Annotated in this window: 2 protein-coding genes; both read right to left on the bottom strand. The window is 72.4% G+C overall.

Features of this window, described 5'->3' with window-relative positions; all coding sequences use genetic code 11:
• Positions 1 to 336, bottom strand: a 336-nt coding sequence (locus ACNPM4_RS18465) for a PP2C family protein-serine/threonine phosphatase (protein ID WP_448986664.1), incomplete at its 3' end; no start/stop codon positions are given.
• Positions 333 to 728, bottom strand: a 396-nt coding sequence (locus ACNPM4_RS18460) for an FHA domain-containing protein (RefSeq protein WP_448986663.1), incomplete at its 5' end; no start/stop codon positions are given. The genes ACNPM4_RS18465 and ACNPM4_RS18460, both read right to left, overlap by 4 nt.

Here is a 728-nt window from a genome sequence, read left to right as displayed (position 1 = left end):
GGTGAGCCAGTAGCCCATCCCCTCGACCGAGGCGACGACGACGCCGCTCAGCGTGGTGCCCGCCCGGCCGCTGCCGTCGGTGGAAAGGGCCTCGACCGCCGACCGGGCGCGGGCCAGCGCTTCGAGCAGATCCTCCAGCTCGAGGTCGACCCGGCCGATGTAGCGCGCGAACTCGTCGATGACGGTCGCGCTCGCGCGCTCGCCCGCCTCGTGCCCGCCCATGCCGTCGGCGACGAGGAACAGCGGCGGGCTCGCCATGTACGAGTCCTCGTTGAGCGGGCGGCGCAGACCCGAATGGGTCGCGGCGCCCGTGGCGACGATGAGCGGACGGGTCATGCGTATCCTCCGACCATGACGACGCGGTCGCCGATCTCGATCACGTCGCCGAGCTTGATCGGCACGCGCTGGCCTGCGGGGCAGGAGATGCGCTGGCCCTCGCGCACGAGGGTCAGCCCGTTGGTGGAGTGACGGTCGAGGATCCAGCCGCCCGAGGTCTCGGCTGCGGCCTCGAAATGCGTCTTCGACAGCGAGAGGGTCTCGTCGCGCACGGGCACGACCACGACGCCCTCCTCGGGGGCGGGGTTGCGCCCGAACACCGTGCGACGCGAGACGGGGATGCGCGTCCCGTCGTCCCACGTGAACACCAGCCGGTGACCCGGGATGCTGATGCGGGTCTCTTCGAGGTCGTCGTCCGCCGGCGCGGGTGTCGGCGCCGCGGCAGCGGATGC

The sequence above is a fragment of the Microbacterium umsixpiens genome, assembly GCF_053543675.1.
The sequence above is the reverse complement of the archived record's forward strand: the minus strand, read 5'-3'. Positions and strand labels throughout refer to the sequence as shown.